This window comes from Streptomyces sp. NPDC044033 (assembly GCF_056434425.1).
This window is the reverse complement of sequence record NZ_JBWKFF010000047.1, coordinates 1-17,252: the sequence shown is the minus strand read 5'-3', so window position 1 is coordinate 17,252 and position 17,252 is coordinate 1. Positions and strand designations below refer to the sequence as shown.

Sequence of the window (17,252 nt, the reverse complement as noted above, 5' to 3'; positions counted from 1 at the left end):
CACCAAGCAGGCGACGGCTGAACCGACGAACCTGGACATCCATCAACCCACTCTGACCAGCTGATCAGCACCTCCCGCACAGCGGGGGAACCTCAGGCTATTTTTTGTTCGGATGTATGGAACGGACGAAACTGGCCGCCTTCAGCAGACGTGGCGCAGGATCGAGGTGTGGCTGTGGGCTGGTTCGGAGCCTGTGCACCGCCTGCGGCCAACGCCGTGCGCGGGTTGGTGCGTTGTGCTCAGGGCACATGGTTGGTCGCGCTTGGCCGCGGCCCCGAGGAAGGTTGCACCACGCGTCGATGCCGGCAGCCATAACCGCCTAGCTGTCGTGGTCCAGGCGACGCGTCGCCTTGGCGAAGGCGGGGAACTCGTTCATCGATCCGCCGTAGATCCAGTCCGGCATACCGGATCGCCCGCAGACCTCCGGGAGGATCGGCAGCCACGCGCCATGCCTGTTGAGCGGCCCGTAGGCGTCCGTTGCGCACCAGTTCCCGAAGCGGTCAGGAGCGGCGGTGCGGTACGCGTTCCATCAGGCAGGACAGAAGGGCGACGGTGCTGAAGACGGCGCCCAGTGCGCAGGCCCAAATCCAGCCCGCGTGGGCCCAGACAACGGAGGTGAGTGCGGAGCCGGCGACGCCGCCGAGGAAGTAGGCCGTCATGTAGAGGGAGTTCAGACGGCTGCGGGCTTCCGGTTCCAGCGCGTAGACCACGTTCTGGTTGCTGATGTGCACCGCCTGGACGGCCAGGTCCAGCAGCAGGATTCCGGCGACCAGCCAGACGAACCCATGCTCTGCGGGTGCCAGGAGCGCCCAGGAGGCCAGCAGAAGGGCCGCCCCGGCGAGGGTGACGGTGTGCACCAGTCCGCGGTCGGCCAGCCGCCCCGCGACCGAAGCCGCTGCCGCGCCCGCCGCTCCGGCCAGCCCCAGCAGGCCGATGGCCTGGGCCGACCAGCCGTAGGGCGGAGCGGACAGGAGGAACGTCAGTGAGATCCACAGCACCGTGAACGCGGCGAAGCTCGACGCGCCCGTCAAAGTCCGCCAGCGCAGCACCGGATACTGCGACCACAGGCGGCCCATCGAGCGGAACGCGGCGAGGTAGCGGGTGTGCCCGGCGGCGGGGAAGCGCGGTAGGACGCGCCGCAGCAGCAGCGCCATCGTGATCATCAGCGTGGCATTGACCCAGTAGACGGTGCGCCAGCCGCTCAGCTCCGCCAGGCTGCCCGCGGCCGTCCTGGCGAGAAGGATGCCCAGCAGCAGCCCGGCCATGACCGTACCCACCGCCCGGCCGCGCGCCTCAGGTACCGCCATGGTCGCGGCGAAGGGCACCATGACCTGCGCGCCGACGGAACAGAGGCCGGTCACGGCGAGCCCGGTGAAGAGCACCACGGTGTTCGGCGCGATGGCGACGCAGGCCAGACCGATGGCGGTAGCAGCACACAGCGTCACCGTCAGTCGCCTGCGCTCCAGCAGGTCGCCCAGGGGTACGAGCAGCAGCAGCCCGCAGACGTAGCCGACCTGACTCGTGGTCACGGCGAGCGCGGCGGTCGCGGAACTCATGGCGAACCGCTCGGCGATGACATCGAGGAGGGGCTGCGCGAAGTAGTTCCCGGCCACCGACAGCCCGGTGGCGGTGGCCATCAGCAGCAGAGTCGGGCGGGTGATGCGGCCGCCGGTGTCGTGGCGGGCGTCCCGCGCGGTGGACGTCATGCTCTGCCCCGGGCACAGGGCCCGGGGCAGAGCACGGCGGCGCGGCGCTCCCTCACCACGTGACCGGAAGATTCTCGGGGCAGGCGAAGAAGCCGTCGTCCGCTCGTCTCACCTCATGCGGTTCGACCGAGAGCCGCAGCCCGCCGAGGCGTTCGAACAGCACCGCGTAGGCCGTCGCCAGAACGATCGTAGCGAGCGCCGATCCGAGGCAGAAGTGAGGTCCCGCGCCGAAGAAGACGGATCCCTTCTCGCTCCGGCCGATGTCGAAGACACCGGGGTCGGCGAACTCGCGGGGATCGTGCGCCGCCGCGAGGGCGGAGGTGATGACGCCTTCGCCGGCGGTGATCCGGCCGCCGTGGCACTCGATGTCCTCCAGCGCCACCCGCGGGAAGTTGGTGATGCCGTTGTTGTGGTAGCGCAGCACCTCCCGGACCGCTTCCGGCCAGCGCTCCGCGTCCCGCTTGCACTCCTCCAGCTGGTCGGCGTGGAGGAGGAGGGTCATGATGCCGACGGTGAGCGGCGGTACGAGCGGGTCGGTCACGTTCATCAGCAGCAGCGCCGTGGTGCTCACCGCTTCCTGACGGGTGATCACCTCCTCGCACGCGGCGCGGGCCAGCGTCGCCACCAGCCCGGTCTCCTCAGAGCCCGGCCGCCCGCTCCGGTCCACCAGACGGCCGGCCAGTTCCGCCAGTTCGGCGGTGGCCCCGGCGATCTGCTCCCGGCTGCCGAGCAGGTCCAGCTGGCGCCGGATGCGGTCCTGTGTCCATGCGTGCTCCTGCGGGGTGATCCCCATCAGGCCACCGGCGATCCGTGCCACGAGAGGCTCGCTGAAATCAGCGACGAGATCCGCCCCTGGGCCGGTGCGTTCGATGCGGTCGATCAGTTCGTGTGCGTGGGCCTGCGTGGCGGCGCGCCATCCGTCGGCAGCGCGGCGGGTGAAAGCGGAGGCGAGCACGGTGCGGAGACGGGTGTGGTCGGACCCCTCCATGTTGAACAGCGAGCCCTCGACCGAGGTGAGGTCGTCACCCGCCATCCGGGGAGCCCCGGGGAAGACGAGATCTCTGGAGAACCGCGGATCGTGCATCACGAAACGCACATCCGCGTAACGGGTGACCAGCCAGAGCCGGTTGCCGCTCGGCATCTGTACGGGGCACAGCGGGCGGTGGTCCCGCAGTTCGGCCAGGACCGGCGGAATGGTGAAAAGTTTTCCAGGGGGGAAATCCTGAGGGATTTTCAGGACTTCCGCGTCGGACAGATCGGTGAGAGCCACACTTCCTCCAGTCCGCACGTTGGTGCTGGAACAGCCATCCTAGAAGATCACCGAAAATATCGCTGTGAGTTCGTGTCTCTGCGGACTTGGTCTCTGACCTCATGTGAGGCCGTCTTTGATCCTCCAGGTGCTGCCGGTTCGGGTGAGTCCGAGGTTGATCAGCCGACGGCCGTCGAATGCGGTGCCTCGACCGTGAGCTCCGTGTGTTCGGCGCGGTTCTGGGCGGCGTACGGCGGCTCCGACATCTCGGCCGGCACCCGTACCAGGGTCGCGCCGGGGGGTAGTGGCTTCGAGACGCACCGTTGAGCGGGTACGAGGAATAGAGCAGAGCCGCCGTCGCCTCCAACGAATATCCTTTGCGCGTGCCGTCGTCCGGATGATCGACTGGCACGGTGACCGACCGTGATGAGACAGCGACTGTCCGACCTTTGACTCTGGCTTGGGTGAGCCGGCACCTGGAGGTCGGCGAACGGATCGTTGAAACCGAGGCTCTGCACGGCGGCATCACCGCCGAAATGCGGCGACTGACCATCAGCAGGCGGGACGGCGGCACCCGTCACCTGGTGCTGCGGAGTTTCGTCGACCCGTTCTTCGTGGAGCACGCTGAGGACTCGCTGGACAGGGAGGCCGGCGCCCTGGCCCTGCTCGCGGGGACCGACGTGCCGGCTCCTGGCTTGGTCGCGGTCGATCCGACCGCCGCGCATTGCGAGTATCCGTCGCTCCTGATGACACATCTGGCGGGCCGGACGGTCCTCGATGATGAGGGGTTGGAGGCGCGCGTCCCTCTGCTGGCCCGTCAACTCGTGGCGATCCACGCCTTGCGACCCGCTAAACGGCCCCGGAAGTATGTGGCGTTGACGACCGCCGACACCGTCGTGGTTCCGAAGGGCGCCGATGCGGCGGTATGGGCCGCGGCGATCGACGTGATCCGCAAGCCCGCGCCGCCCTACGAAGGGCGGTTCCTGCACCGGGACTTCCAGCCCGGCAACGTGCTGTTCGACGTGCCGCCCGCGAGGCCGGCAGACGCCCGGATCGCCGGCGTCGTCGACTGGGCGCAGTCCTCCTGGGGCCCGGCGGACCTCGATGTCGCGCACTGCTCCACCAATCTCGCGCTGTTGCACGGGCCGGCGTGGGGCCTGCGGTTCACCGAAGCGTACGAGGAGGCCGGCGGAGTGCTCGCAGCGGCCGCGAGCGAGCGGCTGTACTGGCAGGTGCGGGACGGGCTGGCGTTCTCAGAAGAGGTGCGATTGGTGGCGCGGCCATGGCGGGAGGCGGGGAGGACAGAGCTGACGGCGCGAGCTGTGGAGGAGCGGCTGGATGCCTACGTCACCGCCCTGATGGACACGCTTGGCTGAGCCGCGGCCGTCTGGGGCGCGGGCACGGCGGCGCACCGCTTCTGCCTGTGATTTGCCTGTGATGCGAACAGCCGCATCGCCCGCCATGACCATTTCCCGTGGTGTGTGACAGCCCCCGCCTGCCACCAACCTGCATAGCCGGCCCGTTCGTTGCCCCTGCTCGGCCGCCCGCCGGGCCTGGTCGCCTCCCAGCTGACACCACGATCAGGCTCGCCTGGGGCCGGAACACGAAGTCGAGTGCGAACAGCGGATTCTGCTGCCGCTTCTTGACCTCTTCAGCTGAGGCAGTCCTGGGCGTCATCTGCGTGGCCCTGACGGGACAGACCTCGTGGTTGATCGGCGCGTGGGCTGCTTCTCTTGGCAGGGTCGGCGTGAGGCTCTGTGCAGGAGCGCGCGATCGATGGTGTCGCGTCGGCCGATTGGCTGATCAGCCATGGTGTGTTCGAGGTCCGGAGAGCGAGGTCCGGAGAGCGAGGGCGGTGCGTGGCAGATCGCGTCAGGGCTGCTCGCTCGCCGCACTGGCCTGCTCGACAAATGTGTAGCGTGTTGCCGGGGGTGCCGAGATACTGCCTCGATGACTCCTGCTGCAACGTCCATGCCGCTTCGACCTCGCGCCCTGGTACCCGGAGATCTTGTCGCCATCGCGGCGCTGTCCGGGCCGCTCGACGCCGACCACGTGCGAGGACTTGAGCGGGCGGAGGACGTGCTCAAGCAGATGGGGTTTCGGGTACGTCGTGCGCCGCTGCTCGAAGCCGGGCGGAGGCATTGGTGGAGTTCGGCCCCGGCGGCGGAGATCGCGGGCGAGCTCAACGGTCTGCTGCGGGACCCCGAGGTGCGCGCGATCATCGCGCATGACGGTGGGCAGACGGTGCTCGGCTACCTCGATCTGATCGACGTCGAGGCGATCAGGGCCGACCCCAAGCCGATTCTCGGGTACAGCGATATCTCGCTGCTGCATCTGGTGCTCTACTCGCGCACGGGTTTGGTCGGGTTCCACGCCGACTTGGCCACGCCCGGGCTCGGCGAGGCGTGGCAGGCTGCGCCCTCGGCGCGCAGGCAGGTGCTGGAGGATCTCTATTCAACTCTCCTGACCGGCGCGGAGGCGATCGGCATGCTGCCGACCGGGCCGACGTGGGAGTGCTGGCGTGCCGGGCGCGCCGAAGGGCCGCTGATCGGCGGGGTGCTCAATCGCATCATGCGGGCACAGGCGACGCGTTTCGCGCTGCCGCTCGATTGGTTCGACGGCGCGGTGCTGTTCTGGGAAGAGATGGGCGGCGAGGCGTCGTGGGTGTGGAGCGACCTGCACGTACTGCGGCACTGCGGCATCCTCGACCGCATCGCGGGCATGGTCGTCGGCGTGCCGCGTGCGATCGGCGGGCTGGACTCGTCCGACGCTTCACCGACACTCCCCGAGATCGTGCTCGATGTCCTCGGCGACCGTGACATCCCGGTACTGGGCAACGTCGAGTTCGGACACGCCGGTCCGAATCTGCCGATGCCGGTGGGTGTCCGTGCCGGTCTCGATGCGGGGCAGCGGACTTTGTCGCTGCTCGAACCGGCGGTCCGGCCGCACGTGATACCGAGCCCGGTCGGCTGACGGGTCGGCAGTCGGCTGACCGGGGCGGCGGTCGGCTGGGCGCGGCGAGTGACGTCAGCCGCGCGGGGCTGGGGTGTACCGGTTCGCGTGCGGACGCGCGGGCGCCCGGACCGCCGCCGACCTCGGTGTGCGTGTGGCGGAGCCGGCTCGGCCGACACCCGCGCCGCCCTCAAGGCAGCCGAGGGCGTGGGCCGGCACTACGACCCCGTCCTCGGACACCCGGCGCACTACCCGCGGTTCGGCTTCGCCCACGTCTCCACACGTGGAGGCGCCGCCCCTCGTCCCCCGACACGTGGGCCTGCGGGACGAGCCGAACGCCCGAGACCTCAGCGCCCCTGTGCGTCCCAGTTCGCGAGCACGGCATCGGCCGCCGCGTGCAGATGTCCCGCCGGCGTGCCATCACACACTTGCGTGGAAACGCCGAGCAAGAAGCCGTGGATCATCGACGTGACGCCTTCCAGGTCGGCGTTCTCGGCGAGTTCTCCCGAGGCGATGCCGCGTACGACGCACGCCTTGATACGCGCGCGGTCGGCCGCGCGGCGCGCGGCCACCACCTTTCGCGCTCCGATCTCCCCCGCTCCCGGCGCCCGGGCCGTCCCCGAGAGGGCGACGAGACATCCACGAGGGTGGGATGTGTCGGTCTGCATGGTGATCGACCCGTGGAGGAGCCGGGCAACGACCTCACGGGGACTCATCGCCTCGTCGGCCAGGACATCGGTGACGCTGCCCGGTCCGGTGATGTAGTGCTCGACGGCTCTCTCGAACAGCCCCTCCTTCGAGCCGAAGGCGCCGTACAGGCTCGCGGAGGACAGCCCTGTGGCCTCGCGGAGCTGGGCCAGCGATGTCGCTTCGTAGCCCTGTTCCCAGAACAGCAGCATCGCGGCCTCCAGGACGACCTCCATGTCGAAGACGCGGGGACGACCGACGGGGTTCATGGCGAACCTCCTCTATTGCGGACTGATTAATCCAGTTTGACGTCCGGCGGCACCTCCGTCAATATCGGATCGTTCGATCCTTAATTATTGGAGGAGTCTCCTCGATGACCACCACGCGTCCCACGCCGGTCCACGAGCGCGCGCACAAACCATTCCCCGTCCCGGCGCTGGTGGCGATGGCGTGTACCGGATTCATCGTGATCATGACGGAGACGCTGCCGGCGGGGCTGCTCCCGCAGCTCGCCGCCGGACTCGCGGTCTCCGAAGGCAGTGCCGGCCAACTCGTGAGCGCCTACGCGATCGGCACCGTCCTGGCGGCGATCCCCGCGATCACGCTGACGCGCGGAATGCGACGGAAGCCGCTCCTTCTCACCGGTCTGCTCGGGTTCCTCATCGCGAATGCCGTCACCGCCGTATCGCCGTCACTCGCCCTCGCCCTTGCCGCCCGTTTCGCCGCAGGGGCCTTCTCCGGCCTGCTGTGGGGCATGCTCGCCGGGTACGCGCGGCGCATCGCGGCACCCGAACACGCGGGACGCGCCCTCGCCGTCGCCATGACCGGAACCCCGATCGCGCTCTCCGTCGGAACGCCCCTCGGCGCCTGGCTGGGCTCGACGGTCGGCTGGCGCTGGTCCTTCGCCGCGATGTCACTGGTCAGCATCATCGTCATGATCTGCGCGAAGTTCCTCGTGCCCGACGCCCCGGGGCAGACGGCGCGGACACGCGCTCCGCTCACTCGGGTGCTCGGCATTTCCGGCGTGGTGACCATCCTCGCCGTCGTGTTCGTCTGGATGCTCGCGCACAACCTGCTCTACACCTACATCGCTTCGTACCTACAGCAGATGCACCTCACGCTCAGGCCCGACATCACACTTCTCGTCTTCGGCATCGCCGCCCTCGCAGGGATCTGGATCACCGGCGTATTCATCGACCGCGCACTGCGCAGGCTGACCATAGTGAGCGTGATCCTGTTCATCGCGGCGGGCGCGCTTCTCATCGCCGCTCAGCAGTCCACCCCGTTCGTACTGCTCGCGATCATCCTGTGGGGTCTCGCGTTCGGCGGCGCGGCGACGCAGTTGCAGACGGCCATGGGCGAGGCCGCGGGTGAGAACGCCGACGCGGCGAACGCCATGCTGACGACCTCCTTCAACCTGGCGATCTTCGCGGGCGGCGCGGTGGGGGCCGTCCTCGTCGAGGGCGTGGGCGCGTCGGCCCTTCCGATCGGGATGATCGTTCTCGCGCTCATGGCACTGGTCACGGTCGGCCTCGGTCGGCGCGCGGCGTTCCCCACAGGACGGTGATCGAGAATTGGACGGCCCGCTCCCGGCTGCTTGCCGGTCCGTGCCGACCGGGCGTTCCCTCCGCTGACGTGCGGGTCTCGCACCACCGATATACGGCCCAACGCATTCCGTACGCCCCCAACGCCCCCGCGTAACACCCGGGTTCCGCTCCGCGACTCAGCCCCCAAAGACTAGACCGCGGCCGTCGCCGCACCCGCCTCGTAACCCTGCAGAGACCCCAGGCCCGTCCCCCGACACCTCCGGGGTGGCTCGCACTGCCCGACCGCATCACCGCTCGCGACAACCTGAGCGCGCTGGGCCTTGCGGGACCATGTCAGTAACTCCGTTGCATGACACTGGAGTCACACGTCTACGGTCCGAGGAAAAGGCAACGCCCGCCATTCGGCGGGAAGCGCAAGTGCAGATACCGCCGGGCGCTCCACACGAAGGCCCCGTACTCACCGTCGCCGGGTACGGGGCCTTCACCACTCCCCCGCCGCCTCTCGGGCCGCCGCCGTTCGTCGCTTCCGAAGTGTTCGCGTCCCTGCGCCATGGGCTGTTCGGGAGTCATCTGGTGCATGCGGATCGCCCTCGGCTCGACCGATACCGTGCGCGCTGGGTGCGCCGCTGGCCTTGTGCACGCCGTCCGGGGCTACGGGCGCCCGACAGCACTGCGGGAGCCCCCACTCGACCCGGCCGCCGGTCCTCCCCCGCGTGCGTCGCCGTCATCGCGGTTCCTCCGGCACCCCTTGACAAAGCGGAACGTCGATCCGGATACTAACTGGAGCAACGTTCCGCTTTGGTTCAGCCGAAGCGGGGCGACCTATACCGCCCGATCCGCCGCCGGTCCGCCGAGACCGGCTGGCGGCGCAAGGCTCACAGAAGGGGAACCAACGCACCGTGAACGCCTCCACTGACACCGCCACCGTCACCGACACCTTGGGCGAGCCCGTCCCGGTCCTCTCCTTCAGTCCGGTGAAGCTGCCCGTACCTGGACGTCCCGTGAACATGCAGATACGCGTCTCAGCACCCGCGACCGGCACGGGACTTCCCGTCATCCTGCTCTCGCACGGCCAGGGCCCCTCGAACAACCTCTCCTCGCTGAACGGCTACGCGCCGCTCGTCAACTTCTGGGCGGCACACGGGTTCGCCGTCATCCAACCCACCCACCTCACCTCCAGGACCCTGAGCCACCTGGTCGCCGACGCAGCCGGAGCGCCCTTCTTCTGGCGCTCGCGCGCCGAGGACATGACGCACATCCTCGACCGGCTCGACGTGATCGAGAAGGCCGTGCCGCTGCTCGCCGGACGGATCGACCACACCAAGGTCGCCGTTGCCGGACATTCCTTCGGCGGCTTCACCTCCAGCCTCCTGCTCGGCGCCCGGGTCACCGACCCCGACAACGGGGAGGAAGTGAACCTCACCGAGCCCCGGATCAAGGCGGGTGTGCTGCTGGCCGCGCCCGGTCGGGGCGACGTCCTCAACGGGCCCGTGGCAGACACGCTCCCCGTCCTCCGGACCACCGACTTCTCCACGATGACCACGCCCACGCTGGTCGTCGCCGGCGACGAGGACGACTCCCGGCACTTCACGGACATGGGGCCGGATTGGCATGCCGACCCCTACGCCCTCGGCTCCGGCCCCAAGTCGCTGCTCACCCTGTTCGGCGCGGGGCACGCACTCGGCGGGGTGTCGGGATACGACGTTGCCGAGACCACCGACGAGAGCCCCGAGCGCGTCGCCGCCGTCGGGCGGCTCACCACGGCCTATCTCCGCACAGAACTTCACCCCGGCGACAACAGCTGGCAGATCGCACGCGAAGCGCTGGCGAGCGGCCCCGACCCGGTCGGACGAGTCGAATCCAAGTAAGCACCCGCACAGCCTCCTCGACCGGGAGGCCCGAATCGATGTGGCCGCCGTCCCGCTCAGAGCCGAGGGGCACGAGATCGGCTACGGAGGGACAACCGCGTGACTTCCCGCTCAACCACAGGAATGTGAACGTCCTGGCCCGCTACGCCTTCACCGCCCCCAGCCGGTCGACGGCCTGCGGCCGTTGCGCGACCGAACGCCGTCGACCGCGATGATGACGAAGACGAAGACAAGGAGCGAGCACTGCGCGGGGAGCGCGGCTACACCATCACGGACACCGTGCCCCGGATGCCGAACAGCGATTTCCCGTAGATCTCGGCGGCCACCTCGGGGTTGAGGACGGCGTGACGGCTCCCGGTCTCGATGTCGCGCCAGATGCGCTGCAACGGGTTGGACTCGCCGAAGCTCGCAGCCCCCTGGGCCGAGCAGACGCTGCGGACCGCCTCACGTGCGTGGACCGCCGCGGTCCCCGCGTCCATGCGCATCCGTGCCCGGGCGTCGTAGTCGGGGAACCCCCCGGCCCGCGCGGCCTCGTCGATGTCGGCGGCCGCGCGGTAGGCGTGCAGTTGGGCGGAGTCGGCGAGCGACGCGGCGTTCGCGAGGGCGAGTTGGACGGTAGGCGCCTCGGCCTGAGAGGCGTAGCTCGTCATGGTCAACGTCCGTCGCGGGGCCCTCTCCTTCATGAGGTCGACGGCGGCCGCGGCCAGCCCGAGCTGGGGCCCGGTCAGTACGAGCGCGGCGGCCGGCACGAACGGCGCCCGGTAGAGCGCCTCGTCGGTGAAGGGTGTGGCGTAGCGGCCCTCGACGGCATCGGGGACGGAGTGGAAGCGGTGCGCGGGTACGAACAGGTCCTCGCCGACGAGCGTGTTCGACGCGGTCCCGCGCATGCCCGCCACGAACCAGGTGTCCTCGACGGTCAGTTCCGGCGTCGGCACGAGCACCATGCCGACGGCGTCCGACGTGCCCTCGGCGTCCGGCCGGACGACCCCGAGGACCGCCCAGTCGGCGTGGGCGCACCCGGAGGCGGGGGCCCAGCGCCCGCTCACCCGGTACCCGCCTTCGACAGTGCGCGCGGTACCCGAAGGGGTCACGACGCCGGCGACTCGGGCGTCGGGGGTGTCGGCCCAGACATCGTCCTGGGCCCGGGCGGGGAAGAGGCCGACGAACCACGCATTGGCGTTGAGCAGTGCGGCCACCCAGCCGGTGGAACCACAGCCGCGCCCGACCTCGCGGCCGACCTCCAACAGGGTTCGGTAGTCGGTCTGCAGACCGCCGTAACGGGCGGGCCGCATCAACGACAGCAGACCGGCTTCGGCCAGGGCGCTGATGTTCTCCGCGGGCACCCCGCGCTCGCGGTCGGTCGAATCGGCATTGCCGGCCAGCAACGGCCGTAGCAGGGCGGCACGTTCGACAAGGTCGGCCCGCAGCGCACGCGCGGCGTCGGTGGTGTGGGGGGCGTCCATGATGATGCTCATCGTCGTCACTCCGGTGTCAGGGGTCGTGCGGGGTATGGGTCAGCTCGCGGCGGCGAGAAGGGAGTGCGTGCCGAAGACTCGGCGCGCGTAGATCAGCGGGGCCTTGGAAGTCGACTCGGCCTCCTCGACGCGCACGACGAGCAAGACATGGTCACCGCCGTCGACGTGGCGTTCGACGCGTCCCGCCGTCCAGCCGGCGGACTCGGGCAGGTAGGGCAGCCCGGCGCGTACGGTCCAGGTGACGCCCGCGAACTTCAGGCCCGGTCCCCGGCGTCGCCGGGCGAACGTCGATGCCAGCTCCTGCTGGTGGGCGCCGAGGATGTTCACCCCCGCCCGGTCTCCCGGCTGGAGGTGGGCCAGCAGCCCGGAGGAACGGTCCAAGGCGAAGCTCACCAGCGGTGGGTCGAGCGAGAGCGAGGTGAAACTCGACACGGTGCTGCCGTTCGGTAGCCCGTCGGCGGTCATCGCCGTCACCACGGTGACCGGGGAGCACACCCCACTCATCAGCTCGACGAAGGTCTCTCGGTCGATCATCATGCGCCTCCCGGCGTTCGAGTCCGTGCGTCGGACTGCGTGGCCTTATGGACCACCACGCCCGACACACGAATTGAACTGCGGCTTCCGGAGCGGCCGCTTGGTCTGCCGGATCAACATCCCGGCCTCTCATTGGTCTGCCGTGCCTCGGCGGCAGTGCCTCGCCTGCCGAGCCCGGCCTGCGGTCCTTCGCCTACAGCCCTTCGCCTACAGCCCTTTGCCTACGGCCGTTCGCCTGCGGTATCCGGTCCGGACCGGGCCGCGGTCTGCGCGGCGGGCTCACCGTTCGACATCGCGCGGCAGGAGGACCGCGTCCCCCAGCTCCTCGGCGAGTGTCAGGGCGGTATGGAGGGCGAAGCGGCGGTCATCGAGGCCGTACCCCAGCACTTCCTGGGCCCGCTTCACGCGGTAGGTCACGGTTCCCCTGGCCACGTGCAGGCGTCGGGCGACATCCGCGAGGCTGCGCTCGGCGCCGATGTAGTGGTACAGCGTGGTCCGCAGTGCCTGTACCGGTGCGCTGCGGGCGGCGAGACCGCCGAGTTCACGTCGCACGAAGTCACCGGCCGCGTCGAGATCGGTGGCCAGCAGCGCGATGGCCGCGACGTCGTCGTAGGCGGTCGCACGCCTCGGAGCCCGCCCGGCATCGCGCCGCAGCCGCTCGATACTCTCCCCGCGTTCAGCTTCACGGTGGGAGCGGCGGAAGCCCGCGACGCCGTCGACCGGGGTCCCGAAGGCCGCCTGTATCCGATGGCGCGACAGTGCCTCCGTGACTGCCTCCCACGAACCGGTCCGGCGTGTGCCGTCCGGAGGCACAGTGCCCCACGCCCACAACCGTCCGGAGGCCGCGGGTATGACCAGCGTCGTGCCGGCGCCCCGGGCTCGGAGCACCTCGACCGCCGCCGTCTGCAGCGTGGAGCCGCCGTTCGGCGAGTCCGACCACACCACCACCGCCTCGTGGGTCCGCCGCAGGTCGTAGCCGAGGGCCCGCGACGCCTCGCCGACGTCCGGCGTCGCGGCGTCGCTCAGGAGCGAACGGACGATGCCGGCCCGTGCCGCGGCCGCGCTGGTGCTCCACACCTCGTACTCCACGAGGTAGGTACGGATCATCGTGTCGGAGAGGTCATCGACGTACGAGAACAGCTCTCGGGAGATCGCCGTGACCTCATCGACCGCCACGTCCGGGTCGACCCGCTCGACGCAGGCCCGCAGGAACGCCTCGTTGGTCGCCGCGTGACCGATACGGACGCCCTGCAGCACCTGTTCGAGCGGTACGGCCCGGCGAACGAACTCGCGGATGCCTTCCAGGGTCGCCTCATCGACGGGCGGGGCGGCGGCCGGGCCTTCCACCAGGGTGAACAACGCCCGCAAGGTGGTCGCTTCATTGCCTCGGCGGAGCATTTCGACCGCGGCCGGGCTACCGCCGAGGGCCGGCACCTCGTCGACGATCCGACGCACGACCACGGAACTCAGTTCGATCGCCCAGCGCACGGGGTTCGCGCCGACGCGCGCGACGGCGTCCTCGACGACCGCGCGCGAGGAGGCCGCGCGATCGACGTCGACCTCCTCCCGCGGGCCCAGTAGCGCGGCCCAGGCCCGCCGCGGCCGCCACCGACCGGTCTCGGTCACACTGCCTCCTCCGGTTTACGACATCGCGACGGCATCACGCGCGCCGCGGACTTGGTGCGCCTGTGTCGGGGTGTTTGCCTCACGCACGATCCGGACCGGCCACGTCCAGTGGTCCTTGAAGGCGCGGGCGGCGGCCGTGACCGTGGGGAGGAACGCATCGCCTACTGGGCGCTCGCATCGGCGCTACCAGGGTGAAGGTCTCAGCCCCAGAACCGACGCCCGCGCTCGCCGGGCGGGGCAAGCGCGGGTGTTGTCGTCAGGCAGTCCCGCCGTCCCGACCGTGAACGTCAGCCGGCGGCGAGGGCCTTGCCGGCTGTGGTGGCGGCCTCGTGGGCCGCCTTCTTCAACTGGGCGCCGAGTTCGGCGAACCGGTCGAGTTCGGGCTTGATGCCGACAAGGGTGAACTCACGCTCGATGACGGTGAGTTCCGCGCCCCAGGCGTCGGCGAGGACGCGGCGCAGGAACGGGGTGCTGTGGTCCCAGCCCTCCTTCGGGGTGCCCTTGGAGTAGTTGCCGCCACGGGTGGTCAGTAGGACGACCGGCTTGCCGTCCAGGATGCGGTCACCGGAGGTGCCCCCGGCGACCACGGCCCCGGCGATGACCAGGTCGATCCAGTTCTTCACGTGGGCGGAAACGCCCCAGTTGTAGAGGGGGAACGCGAGGACTACGGCGTCGGCCGAGGCCAGTTCGTCGTGGACCTCCTTGGCCAGGGCTCCGGCCGCCTTCTGGGCGTCGCTGCGCTGGCCCTCGGGCGTGTTGTGCTCGGCGTCCACGGCGATCGCCCACGCGTCCGCGGGCAGCGGGTCGGTGCCCAGGTCGCGGGTCACGACCTTCGCGTCCGGGCGCTCGGCGGTCCACTCGGCCAGGACCAGGTCGGCCAGCTCTCTGCTGGCCGAGATCGGGCCGAGGATGCTCGCGTCGATACGCAAGAGGGTCATGGGGAAACTCCTTGGAGTTCGTCCTGTCGTGAGCGCGCACAGACCCCCCGGCCCGGCGCGAGCCGCGAATTGAACATTCAACCCGCAGGGCGATGGTGCCACGCTGGAGTTGAACTTTCAATCCACTAAGCTGGGGGCATGAGTGAGGACGCACCCTGGCTGACACCAACGCAGCTCTACGCCTGGATGCAACTGACGGGCGCGATCACGCAGCTGCCCGCCGTGATCGACACCCAGCTGCGCCGCGACTCGGGCTTGAACTTCTTCGAGTATTCGATCCTGGCCGGCCTGTCCGGCGCTCCGCACCGGGCGATGCAGATGGCCACGCTGGCGCAGATGGCCAACGGCTCCCAGTCGCGCCTGTCGCACGCGGTCGGCCGACTCGAAAAATCCGGCTGGGTCGAACGGCGCAACTGCTCGGAGAGCTCCCGCTCGGTCGAGGCCGTCCTCACCGACGCCGGCTACGAGAAGATCACCGAGGCCGCTCCGTTCCACGTTCGCGAGGTCCGGCGCATGGTCGTCGACGCCCTGACCGACGAGGAACTGGGCCAGTTGCGCAACGCTCTGCGCAAGATCCTGCTGGTGGCCTCACCCGGCACGGTCCGGTTCCTCGACGAGACTTTCACCGGGAGCGCGCACGTCACACCGGAGTAAGGCCATGAGCCGGAAGCCGGTGCCGACGTTCTGGCGCCCCGCGATCCTGATCGATTCGCTTGGTGCTGTTCGCGTTGAGTTCCTTGATAGTGATCTGGGCAGGCCGGAGCCTGGTCAGGATCTCGTCGGCGGTCGCGGTCCACTGAAATACGCTCGGGGCCAGTGCCGGTGCGTGTCGGCAGAAAGGTTCCGCTTCTCCCTTGTGGCGGCGACATAGTCGAGCCGTCCGGCCGTCGCCCGTTCCAAGTCGCCCAGGTCACTGGTGAGGAAACATCGAACCATCCCTGAGGAAAGCCCCATGCCCGATGGCTGGTTGACCGGATGTTCAGCCGTGCCGGGAGATACATACGGTCTCGGCATGAAGCGAATGAGCAGGATACTGATGGTCTCGGCGGTATCGGTGGCGCTGGCTGCGAGCGGCGCGACGGCCGTGGTCGCACAGGGCGCCGTAGAGCCCCGGACTGTCGCCATGGCGCCAGTCGCGGCAAACACGCAGCGGGGCAGGCTCGTGTCGGTCGAGCACCTGCGGACGCTGACCGGTCGACAGGTCACGGCCGAACTGGCGGGAGACAGAGCGGGGGCGTGGGACACCGGCGCCGTGCGGTACGGATTGGACACCTTCCGGATCGTGTACCGCACAGTGGACCCCCACGGCCGGCCCACCACCGCCAGCGGGCTGTTGGCCCTCCCCCGGAGCGGCGAACGGCGGCTGCGAGCCGTGTCATTCACGCACGGCACCGAACTGTTCAAGGAAAACGTCGCCTCCGTCTCGACCGGCGTCTGGCACCAGGCCCCCGCCCTGACCTACGCCTCCGCCGGGTTCGCCGCCGTGCTCCCCGACTATCTCGGGCTGGGCCTGGGCCCCGGCCCGCACCCGTGGATGGACGTGCCTTCGGAGACGACGGCCGCCCTGGACATGCTGCGCGCGTCCCGCGCCGTCGTGCGAGCGAAGGGGCGGGAGCTACGGCGCGAGGTGCTGGCCACGGGCTTCTCGCAGGGCGCGTCAGCGGCACTGGGACTGGCCCGGTCGCTGCAGGACGGCGCCGACGGATGGTTCCGGTTACGCGCGGTGGCACCCGTCAGCGGCGCATACGCGTTCCGGGACGCGCAGCTGCCCGTGCTGCTGGCCGGGCGAACGGCGCCGAAGGCAAGCGTGCTCTACTCGGCGTTGACGCTGGTCGTCTTCAACCGCCTGCACCATCTGTACGACACGCCGGCCCAGGTGTTCCAGGCTCCGTACGACCGGACGATCGAGGGTCTGCTGGATGGCACCCACACCGGTCCGGAAGTCGCGGCCGGCACCCCTGACTCCCTCGACGCGCTTCTCACATCACGAGGCCGGGCGATGCTGGCCCACCCCACCGGCCGGCTGGCGGCAGCCCTGCGAGTCGCCGACGGCGTGTGCACCGACTGGTCGCCGCAGGCTCCGGTCCGGCTGTACTACGCCGACGAGGACGAGCAGGCCGTCACCGCGAACGCCACCCACTGCCACGCCGACCTACGCTCCCGCGGCCTCGATGCCGCGCTGGTCGGACTCGGCAGTCCGGACTACGAAGGCTCCCGCCACCTGGGCGCCCAACAATCGGGAACCGCCGCCGTGGTGCGGTGGTTCCACTCCCTGCGGTAGGCGGGAATCCACCGGCTCGTTCACGGCCCGGGGCCGGCGTGGGGGCAGGAAGCCGGTCAGGCTGACGTCACTCAGCCTGGCCAGTGCGCGGACCAGGTACTCAGGGGAAATGACGCCTGGAGAGACGATGACGCTGCGCCGGACGGGCCGAACTGCCCCCTGCCCCATAATTAGCCGGTCCCATCCCTCTCAATACGGAGGCTTGAATGCGCCGTCTCCTCTCCCCGTTCGTCGCCATATGCTGCGCGCTGCTCGGCATAGTGGGCATGGTCGTGGGGGGGGGGGGGGGGGGGGGGGGGGGGGGCGGGGGGGGGTCCCCCGCCCCCGGGCAGAAACGGGGGATCCACTTCGAAGTGAAAAGGGAAAACATACCCGCCCAAACCCCCCAC

Annotated in this window: 13 protein-coding genes; 6 read left to right on the top strand and 7 right to left on the bottom strand. The window is 69.8% G+C overall.

Going from position 1 to position 17,252, the window contains the following annotated elements:
- Window positions 1-500 precede the first annotated feature (500 nt).
- Together AC07AB_RS39680 and AC07AB_RS39675 are read right to left on the bottom strand one after the other, a co-directional pair.
- On the bottom strand, window positions 501-1,706 hold the full coding sequence (locus tag AC07AB_RS39680) for an MFS transporter (RefSeq protein WP_478577462.1): 1,206 nt from the start codon (window positions 1,704-1,706) through the stop codon (window positions 501-503).
- A gap of 52 nt (window positions 1,707-1,758) precedes the next feature.
- On the bottom strand, window positions 1,759-2,976 hold the full coding sequence (locus AC07AB_RS39675; protein ID WP_478577459.1) for a cytochrome P450: 1,218 nt from the start codon (window positions 2,974-2,976) through the stop codon (window positions 1,759-1,761).
- A gap of 443 nt (window positions 2,977-3,419) precedes the next feature.
- Here AC07AB_RS39675 and AC07AB_RS39670 point away from each other — a divergent pair, with 443 nt between their 5' ends.
- Complete coding sequence (locus AC07AB_RS39670; protein WP_478577456.1) at window positions 3,420-4,331, top strand: phosphotransferase family protein; 912 nt, start codon at window positions 3,420-3,422, stop codon at window positions 4,329-4,331.
- Window positions 4,332-4,905: 574 nt separating this feature from the next.
- Window positions 4,906-5,928 carry a S66 peptidase family protein gene (locus AC07AB_RS39665; RefSeq protein WP_478577454.1) on the top strand — a complete coding sequence of 341 codons (1,023 nt, stop codon included), beginning with the start codon at window positions 4,906-4,908 and terminating at the stop codon, window positions 5,926-5,928.
- 326 nt (window positions 5,929-6,254) lie between these two features.
- Here AC07AB_RS39665 and AC07AB_RS39660 read toward each other — a convergent pair whose 3' ends face one another.
- Entirely contained in the window at window positions 6,255-6,863 is a 609-nt protein-coding gene (locus AC07AB_RS39660; protein ID WP_478577451.1) for a TetR/AcrR family transcriptional regulator, read from the bottom strand.
- A 104-nt stretch (window positions 6,864-6,967) separates the two neighbouring features.
- Here AC07AB_RS39660 and AC07AB_RS39655 point away from each other — a divergent pair, with 104 nt between their 5' ends.
- Both AC07AB_RS39655 and AC07AB_RS39650 read left to right on the top strand, forming a co-directional pair.
- Window positions 6,968-8,161, top strand: a complete 1,194-nt coding sequence (locus AC07AB_RS39655; RefSeq protein WP_478577449.1) for an MFS transporter — start codon at window positions 6,968-6,970, stop codon at window positions 8,159-8,161.
- A gap of 879 nt (window positions 8,162-9,040) precedes the next feature.
- Complete coding sequence (locus tag AC07AB_RS39650) at window positions 9,041-10,009, top strand: alpha/beta hydrolase family protein (protein ID WP_478577446.1); 969 nt, start codon at window positions 9,041-9,043, stop codon at window positions 10,007-10,009.
- A gap of 260 nt (window positions 10,010-10,269) precedes the next feature.
- Here the strand turns inward: AC07AB_RS39650 and AC07AB_RS39645 are convergent, their stop codons facing one another.
- From AC07AB_RS39645 to AC07AB_RS39630, 4 genes are all read right to left on the bottom strand, one after another.
- Entirely contained in the window at window positions 10,270-11,484 is a 1,215-nt protein-coding gene (locus AC07AB_RS39645; RefSeq protein ID WP_478577444.1) for an acyl-CoA dehydrogenase family protein, read from the bottom strand.
- Window positions 11,485-11,523: 39 nt separating this feature from the next.
- Window positions 11,524-12,018 carry a flavin reductase family protein gene (locus AC07AB_RS39640; RefSeq protein WP_478577441.1) on the bottom strand — a complete coding sequence of 165 codons (495 nt, stop codon included), beginning with the start codon at window positions 12,016-12,018 and terminating at the stop codon, window positions 11,524-11,526.
- 279 nt (window positions 12,019-12,297) lie between these two features.
- Complete coding sequence (locus tag AC07AB_RS39635; protein WP_478577438.1) at window positions 12,298-13,644, bottom strand: PucR family transcriptional regulator; 1,347 nt, start codon at window positions 13,642-13,644, stop codon at window positions 12,298-12,300.
- 287 nt (window positions 13,645-13,931) lie between these two features.
- The gene (locus AC07AB_RS39630; RefSeq protein WP_478577436.1) at window positions 13,932-14,582 is read right to left on the bottom strand and encodes an FMN-dependent NADH-azoreductase; all 651 of its coding nucleotides are present in this window, start codon (window positions 14,580-14,582) and stop codon (window positions 13,932-13,934) included.
- Between the two features lie 138 nt (window positions 14,583-14,720).
- Here AC07AB_RS39630 and AC07AB_RS39625 point away from each other — a divergent pair, with 138 nt between their 5' ends.
- Complete coding sequence (locus tag AC07AB_RS39625) at window positions 14,721-15,236, top strand: MarR family winged helix-turn-helix transcriptional regulator (RefSeq protein WP_478577433.1); 516 nt, start codon at window positions 14,721-14,723, stop codon at window positions 15,234-15,236.
- A gap of 358 nt (window positions 15,237-15,594) precedes the next feature.
- The gene (locus tag AC07AB_RS39620; protein ID WP_478577430.1) at window positions 15,595-16,863 is read left to right on the top strand and encodes an acetylxylan esterase family protein; all 1,269 of its coding nucleotides are present in this window, start codon (window positions 15,595-15,597) and stop codon (window positions 16,861-16,863) included.
- Window positions 16,864-17,252 lie beyond the last annotated feature (389 nt).